The organism is Streptomyces spongiae (assembly GCF_009377185.1).
GTDB classification, from domain to species: domain Bacteria; phylum Actinomycetota; class Actinomycetes; order Streptomycetales; family Streptomycetaceae; genus Streptomyces; species Streptomyces spongiae.
In genome coordinates this window covers 1-8,214 of record NZ_VJZC01000456.1, presented here as the reverse complement: position 1 = coordinate 8,214, position 8,214 = coordinate 1, and the positions used below count along the sequence as shown (strand labels likewise).

The window sequence follows — 8,214 nt, the reverse complement described above, 5'->3', positions numbered from 1 at the left end:
GGCCTCAGTCCCGTGGGACTGGGGGTCCCGCGCTCGGTCCCGTAAGCAAAAGCGCAGGTCAGCAAGGCAGTGACGCCAGGCACGGGACTGACGGGACCGAAAGTGCCATATATAAGCTGCAGAGGCAGTACCTCACTACTTTCCTCGCACACACGTACGCGCGCGCCTGATTGCTATAACCCCCGAGGTCAGTCCCGTCAGTCCCGTCAGTCCCGTGGAGTGGGGCAAAACCCCCCTGAGCTGGGCTTTCTTGGACGGGACCGAACGGGACCGAAATGACGAAGACTGCCGCCCCCAACTCGGGCTGTGATGCCGCCCTGCCCCGCGGCAGCAACACCGTGAGCCATACCGCGGATACAGTCCCGTCAGTCCCGTCAGCCGCGTGCGACCGCCCGGCCCGGGGTGCGGCCAAGGCCCCTACTTGCAGCGTTCTGCATCCGTCGCCACGGCCCACAACACCCTGTGCATGACGTCGGCTCCGCCGGAATCGCCTCATCGTTATGACTATCGCGAAAACTCATTACATAGTGAGGCTGAATCTGTACGGTGTCCTTCTCCGGGTCGCAAGTGCTCGGACGGGGGGCGAGGGGGACACGGATGCCGTTGGTTTTTGTCCATGGGGTGGCCAATCGCATCGACGGCCCGCATGTGGAGGAAACAAGGGCCCGCAAGGCACTGTTCGAGCAATATGTGACGGCCGGATGGTCGCGCGTGGACGGCGGACCGGCCGAGATTCTCCAGCCGTACTGGGGCGGTGACGGCGCCTCCCTGGCCTGGGGCGGAGCGAGCGTGCCGAACAGCGCACGGGTCGCCGAACGCTTCGGGGAAGGTGTCGGCGACGGCCCGCTGTCGGACCTCGTTGCCCAGGTCGTGCCCGACGACGCCCGGATCCACGAACGGCTCGTCACCACAGCGCGGACGTCGATGGCGGACGCACTGGATCTGCTGTGGACCGCCGCGTTCCTCGCGTCACCGGACAGCGCGAAGGAGTTGGCGGCCGCCTCGGCGCTGACACCGTCCGTGGCCGAGCCGGCCCGGGCCTGGCTGGCGGAGGTGGGCGACGACGAGGAGTTCACCGTCCGGCTGTGCCAGGCACTGGAGGACATCGAGCAGGGACAGGAAGCGGGCCCCGGCCGGGAGAGCTTCGGTGTGGGGCAGGTCCGCGCTGCGTTGCAGGAGGGCGTCGTACGGATCCGGGAGACACTGGCGGACCGTACGACGTCACCGGTCGCCGACCGGCTGCGAGCCGAACTCGCGCCGCGCATCACCGAGTTCCTCGGAGACGTCCTGACCTACTACCGTCTACGGCCAGCCACCGGAGCGGGCACCGGTATCGGCGGGAAGATCGAGGATGTCCTGCGGGAAGCGAACGCCCAGCGCGGTCCGCGTGATCCCTTCGTGCTGGTCGCCCACAGCATGGGCGGCAACATCGTCTACGACCTGCTCTCCGGACCGCTGGCCGCCGAGGACCTCACCGTCGACCTCTTGGTCACCGCCGGGTCGCAGGTCGCCTTCTTCGAGGAACTGAGCCTGTTCTCGCCGCACCCACCGGACGTCCCTGGCACAGCGGGCCTCCGGCTGCCGATGCCGGCCGCGGTGCGCCGGTGGCTGAACGTCTACGACATGAACGACCTGCTGTCGTTCCGGGCCGAACCCGTCTTCGAGGGCGTGGAGGACCACAGTTTCCGGTCCGGTCGGCTGCGCGCCCACAGTGCCTACTTCCTCGCGCCGAGTTTCTACGCCCGCCTCGGCGAGCGGCTGGGGCCGTTGCGGTCCGGGCCGCAGGCCCTCGCCGCCGAGGACGGGTGGCGGTGACCTATCTCCTCGACACCGCCTTCCAGGACGGACCTCAGGTACACGCGCTGGTCATCGGGGTGGGCGGCTACCGGCACCTGCGCGGTGGCTCCGATCCCGTCCGGCACGACACCATCGTCACCCGACAACTCACCTCCCCTCCCCTGTCGGCGCTGGCCTTCGCCCTCTGGGTCAGGGACGAACTGCGCCATCCCGTGGCGGGGCCCGGCAGTGTCGACGTGCTCCTGTCTCCAAGCGAGGTGAAAGAGGCCGACGGGCAGTTACGCGAGGTCGAGGTGCCCTCGGCGGACGCGGTGCAGCGGGCGGTCGACCGGTGGGTGAGCCGCTGTGACAGCCACCCCTCCAACGTCGCTCTCTTCTACTTCAGCGGCCACGGCCTGGACAACGGCAGCCCGTTGCTGCTGCTGGAGGATTTCGCACGCAGCAGGAACCGGATCCTGGACGCCGCCGTCAACCTGGAAGGCCTCGTCCAGGGGATGCGAGCCTGTGGCGCGGGATACCAGTACTACTTCCTCGACTCCTGCCGGGAACGCACCGCCCGGCTGTCCAGCCTCCGGGACACGCGCACACTGCCGCTGCTGGACATCCGGGACGGTCCCGAGCAGCGCAGGGATCTCATGGTGATGCCGGCGACCCTGTCCGGCGGCAGCGCTTACGCGGACCGGCACCGAGTGAGCGACTACACCCAGGCTCTCCTCGACGCACTGGCGGGACGCGCCGCCTCCACACGCGACGGCCGGTGGCGCGTGACCAGCTCGGGCCTCTACGAGGCCGTGTACGCGCTGACCCGTACGGCACCGCCGGTGCAGATGCCGGGGATGAACGTGCACGGGGACCTGGTCCTGCACCTCCTCGACGGCCCGCCGGATGTGCCCCTGGGCGTACGGTGCGACCCCGCCGCCGCCCGTCTGGCCGATGTCTCCCTCTCGGCGTTCGGGGGCCCCGAGGACAAGCGGCCTGTCCTCGAACTGCACGACACGGTATGGAGGGCCGTCGCGCCGGCCGGAGTGTACGCGGTGGGCATGGACTTTCCCGACGGCCACTACACCGCCCCGTCCCCGGCGGGGGTCCATGCCTTCCTCCCGCCGGACCTGGAGTTCACCGTCGCCGTGGAGCGTGTCCGATGACCCTGACGCGTGTGGTGGTCGCTCTCTCGCCGGGTACCCCTGTGGCGGCGGAGATCCTGGACACGGACTCGGGGGACGTGCGCAGTGCGGTCGTGGTGTCCGGCCGGCCGTTCGAGACCGAACTCCCGGCGGGCACCTACGTCGTACGGCTGGCGCCTCCGGGTCTGGAGCGCGTGAGCGCCTCGGTGGTGGTGCCTCCCGAAGGCCCGGCGGCCCTGACGGTGGACTTCGCCTTCGACGATCCCCACCCCACACCGGGCAGCGGCCACGCCCTGCCGACCGACCGGCCCGTGAACCCTTCCCCCCTGAAGCGGCTGCTGCTGCCCGGGACCAGGCGGAAGGCAGCGCTCCCGCCCAACGAGGCGCTGCGCACAGCCCGGGAGTTGCAGGGCACCGGTCTGTTCGTCTGCGACGCGGACGGCACCCTGCTGAGACCGGTCGAGGTGACGGACGAGTACGTGGTCAGCCGCCCGGCGGCCGGGGAGGACCGCTCGGCGTACATCTGCGTGACACAGGGCCGGGACCACCTGGCACGGTTCGTGTCCCTGCCCGCGAACTGCGTCGGGCGGATCCGCAGTCCGGCACAGCCCGAGGGCGGTGAGGGAGACGTGACGGTACGGCCGGCGGACCCCGACGCCCGCGCCCTGCTCGACTACCGGGCCCAGGGCCGTCTGAGCGCCGCCGCCGCCGTCACCGATCACGTCGTACGCAGCATCGGCGCCCGGATCGAAGCCGGCCAGGGCGACCCGGCTGCGGGCTGCGCGGTCGCCTACCACCTGATGGACCATCCGGAGCGTGACCGCGCACGCCAGTGGGTGCGGCTGCTGGCCGACGCCTTTCCCACCTCCGACGACGTGTCGTTGCTGGCGTCCTGGTTTCTTCTGGAGATGGACGGGCCCGTGCCCCGGGAGGCCAGAGAGCGGTTGATCACGGCGGTGGAGGCCGGCCAAGGCCTGCCCGTCTATCTCGCGGGGTTGCGGTTGCTGCGGACCGCGCTGGAGCGACTGGGCCGTTCGGACCGCGCGAGTGGCCAGTGGGATCCCCGGCTCACCTCGGCGACACACACCGTGAACACGTATCTCCTCGCCGCCGACCCCGTGAACCCCTTCGTCTCCTACACCGGCACCGGTCTCCGCACACCGCTGGTGGCGGAGGACGCGCCGACCATCGTTTCCGGCGCGAGTCTCGCGACTGACGACGAGGGTTCCGTGCGGGTCTTGGCCAAGGCACTGGACCTGCTCGGCACGGTCACCGCGGGGATCCAACGCACGATCACCCTCCCGCTGGTCACGCTGACCTGGGGAGACCGACCCGATGGAGGCGGGCAGATGCTGTCGGTCGCCGGCCGCGGGACGAGGGCGTGGGTCGGCTTGGGGGTGGTCCTCGTGGGCGCGGAGGGTTGGCGGATGGAGGTGGCCCGGCTGTCGGATGCGGGGACGGCGACGTTCAGTCTGCCCAGCTCCGCCACCGCGAAGCTGGTCACCCCGGAGCCGGCGGAGCCGGACGACGCCGTGGTGGTCCCGCCCCCGGTGCTGCTGCACGCGGCGGCCTCCGGCCCCGAACAGGACCACCGCGTCGTGACCCCACAGCTCGAATTCCTCCTGGAACCGGTACGCGGCGCCGACCGTTGGCGGTTGACGGCGCGCCGTCGCGTGCACGAATCCGCGGCCGGTTGGGTGTTGGTGGGGCAGCGCTCGGCAGCCGACCGGCCGTACAAGACATTCGCCCTGCCGCTGGGAGGCGAGGACGCCGAACTCGGCGCGGAGCCGACCGTTCTGCTGGGAAAGGCGTCCGCGCCGCTCGACTGGTACATGGTGCCCGAGCCGGTGGACGAGCTGCCGCCGGCGGGACGAAAGGCGATCCTGCTGCGCTCGCTCGCGCGGGCGGCGGACGCGTGGACGCGCAAGGCCATCCAGAAGATGTTGACCGCGCTGACAGCGGAAGAAGGATGACAGCCCATGGGCTCCTCGCGTCTACGCCGCCTCCTGTGGACCCTGCTTCGATCCGGGCGCGCATGGCTTCCCGTTCTCCCACGGACATGGCGCCGCCGTGTGCGCATCACGATCGCCGTCGGTGAGTCCTCCGCACTGCTGACCCTGGTCATGCGGTACGAGCGCGGACCCCGTAAGGCCGAGGGCCCGGCAGTACTGGAGCGCCTCGATGCGCCGCCTCCCACCGACGCGGCCTTCGACGAGGCAGTGACCACGGCGCTGCGATGGGCCGAGGGCCAGGCGGGCTTTCCCACCCGGGGCCGGATCACCTGGACGGTGCGGACGGCCGACGGATCACAGGTGACGACGCCGATCGGCGGGGCCTCGGCCGGAGGGGCCTTCGCGGTCGCGCTGGCGTTCCTGTTCGGCCTGACCCCGCTGGCCCGCAGGCGCCCCTGGGACCGGTGTGCGGTGGTCAGCGCCGAGGTCGACGCCTTCGGACTGCTCGGCCCGGTGACCCATATCGATCAGAAGGCCGCGCTGGTGGCCGACATCGACCACGGCAGACTGCTCGTGGCGGGCGCGGCCCATGAACGGGCACTGGCCGCGCAGTCGAGCGGGCGTCCGGAAGCGGTGGCCGTCACCAGCGTGGCCGACGCGGTACGGGCCGGTCTCCTGCGGCGTTTCCTCGCGGTACCGGTGGCCTTCGTCGTCCTCGTGGCGGCGACGGCGACGGGGGTGTGGGCCGCCGCGAACGCGGCCGATCGCGCCGAGGCCCGCACCCAGGCACAGGTGGAGAGCCTGAGCGCACAGGCCCGGGCCTACCACGGCGCGGCCCCGGACCGCTCCGCGGGCGCCGCCCTGCAGGCCCATCTCCTGGACCCCGCCTCCCCCGTGGCCACCGCCGCGATGCTGTCGGCGGCATACGGCGACCTGCGGCTGGCCGGTGTCATCGACGCCGGACACCAGGTGGGGGCCGTGCGGTTCAGCCCCGACGGACGTCTGCTGGCGGTGGCGTCGGGCGGCAGGGTCACGGTGTACGAGTCCGACGGACACAGCGTGCGGGCCCGTACCGGCGCACGGGCGGGCACGGTGACCGAGGTGCGTTTCAGTGCCGACGGCCGTGGTCTGGTCCTGGGCACCGACCGCGGCGAGGTGCTGTACGGGGTGCTCGGTGAGGGCGACGACATCGGTCTGCGGGTGCTGCGTGACGCCGACGGACCGGTTCTGGCCCTGGCCACGGGGGACGGCGGCCGGGTGGCGTGGGCCACACGTGCCGGAGTGGAGGCCGTCGCCCGGCCTGGCTCGCGGTCCCCGGTACAGGTACGGCCGGCCGACCCCTCGGTGACCTCCCTGGCGTTCCTGCCCGGCGGACGTCTCGCGGTGGGACGGCTGACGGACGGCGACGACCCCGCCCTTCAGGTCTACCCGGCCGACCGGGCGAACGCCTCGCCCAAGACACTCCTGACCGCCACCAAGGCGATGAGGCTGCTGCGGAAGAGCGTCTCCACCATGACCGTCACCGACGGCGGACGCTCACTGGTGGTCGGCGGGGCCCGAATCGATCTGCAGGTCTACGACACCCGAACCCTGCGGCTGAAGAAGACCGTGAGTCTCGACGGATACGTCTACGCCCTCTCGGCGAGCGCCGACGGGCGCACGGTCCTGGCGGCGACACGCGAATGGCCCTCGTACCGCACCCCCGTCGACACCACGTCCGCCAGCCCGACGGTCACCGCGCTGGACATGTCCGACGGCGGCCGTGCCCTGGGGGTCGTCTACAGCGAGGCCACCGAGTCGCTCACCGCGGTCCTGGCCGTCCACCCCGTCACTGGCGCACCGGTCGTGGCCTCGGCTCCGCTCTCCGGCCGCAGCCGGGTGTTCCTGTACGCCCCGCCGCTGCGCACGGACGCACAGGAGCAGGTCGGAGCGGTCGTCGGCGATCCGTACTCCCCCGGCAGCGTGCTCGTGCTCCGCGCCGACGGCCGACTGATCAGGTATCGGGCCCGTGACGGGCGTACGACGGTGCTGCGCAAGGCTGGTTCGCAGGCCACGCTGGCCCTGGCGGTGGACGGGAGGGGCCGAACCCTCGCGGTGGGCGACGCCTCCGGCCGTATCACCCTCTACGACTACCCGGCGATGAGGCCGAAGGGCCGGTCGCTGCACCGTACGGACAGCCCGGTGTTCCGTCTGGCCTTCTCCCCCGACGACCGGACCCTGGCCGCCGGCGACTCGGCCGGTGAGGTGCAGCTGTGGGACGTGGCGCATCGGACGGTGAAGGTCGCCCCCGAGCCGGAGCGGGACGCGGGCGCGGTGGGCACGTTCGCCTGGCGGCCGGACGGCACCCGGCTGCTCGTGGGGCACCGGCTCGGATGGGCCGAGGTCCTGGATCCCCGGACCGCACGCCCCACCGTCACCCGGAACTTCGCGGCCGTCGGCACCGACGACGGGCTGGGAGACCTCGCTGCCGCCGTCCCCTACCGGGACGGCTACCTCGCCGGCTTCGGCGACGGACGCATCGCCCGGTACGGCCCGAAGATCGGACTGCGCGAGCAGCTCCCCCAGCGGCACAGCCAGACCGTCCTGGGCATCGCGCTGGCCCCGGACGAGTCCGCGCTGCTGACGGTGAGCGCCGACTACACCGCGCTGTTGCAGCAACTGCCCGATGGCGCCGAGCTGTTCCGGGCCACCAGCCCGGAGGATCCGGACGACGACGACCTCCACTACGGCGGCGCCTGGTCGGCTGGCGGCTTCACCGCGGACGGCAAGTGGGTGGTACTGGGCAGCACCACCGGTCACCTGACCGCTCTGGCACTCGACGGCGACGAGCTGGTCCGGCGCCTGTGCGCACTCACGGACGCCCGCACGCGGGCTGATGAGCTTTCGGAGGTGTGCCGATGAACCGGCGTCAGGAGCGCCAGGACGACCTCGCGGAGTGGACCACCCTGCTGGACGCCTGCGCCACGGGTCGGACCATGGCCGCGCCCACCCTGTCGGGACCCACCCTGTCGGCGGCCGCGATCGCGGACAGGCTGTGCCGGGACGGCGTGTGGCTGCGCGGTTGCGCAGCCGCCGCCCAGTCCGGCGACCGGCTCCTGGACGGTTCTCCGCTCAACGGCCCGCCCGAGGACGGTCCGGTCGCGGCGGCCTTGCGGCTGCTGCGCGACAAGGGATCGACGCGTGACCACCTGATGGCACGGGCGATCTGGCACGCCGCACGGGCAGCCGCGCTGGAGCGGGAAGCCATACCCTCCGACCGCGCCCTGGTCGACGCCGAGGCCGAGACAGGGGCGGCGGCCGTGTGGTGCGAGGCGGCCCGCCATCCCTCCCCCCGCGACCTG

General features: G+C 71.9%; 5 protein-coding genes. All 5 read left to right on the top strand.

The window, feature by feature from the left end; genetic code table 11:
* The first annotated feature begins 621 nt into the window (after positions 1–621).
* Positions 622–1,815: a hypothetical protein gene (locus FNH08_RS37980; protein ID WP_152776083.1), complete on the top strand. Its 1,194-nt coding sequence runs from the start codon at positions 622–624 to the stop codon at positions 1,813–1,815.
* Positions 1,812–2,942, top strand: a complete 1,131-nt coding sequence (locus FNH08_RS37975; protein WP_152776082.1) for a caspase family protein — start codon at positions 1,812–1,814, stop codon at positions 2,940–2,942. Before FNH08_RS37980 ends, FNH08_RS37975 begins: the two co-directional genes overlap by 4 nt.
* A complete protein-coding gene (locus FNH08_RS37970; RefSeq protein WP_152776081.1) occupies positions 2,939–4,894 on the top strand; it encodes a hypothetical protein in 1,956 nt (651 codons plus the stop codon). The genes FNH08_RS37975 and FNH08_RS37970 overlap by 4 nt, the downstream gene beginning before the upstream one ends.
* Before the next feature lie 99 nt (positions 4,895–4,993).
* Positions 4,994–7,774: a WD40 repeat domain-containing protein gene (locus tag FNH08_RS37965; RefSeq protein ID WP_152776080.1), complete on the top strand. Its 2,781-nt coding sequence runs from the start codon at positions 4,994–4,996 to the stop codon at positions 7,772–7,774.
* Positions 7,771–8,214 (top strand): hypothetical protein (locus tag FNH08_RS37960; protein ID WP_152776079.1); only part of this gene is annotated, 444 nt, incomplete at its 3' end. The genes FNH08_RS37965 and FNH08_RS37960, both read left to right, overlap by 4 nt.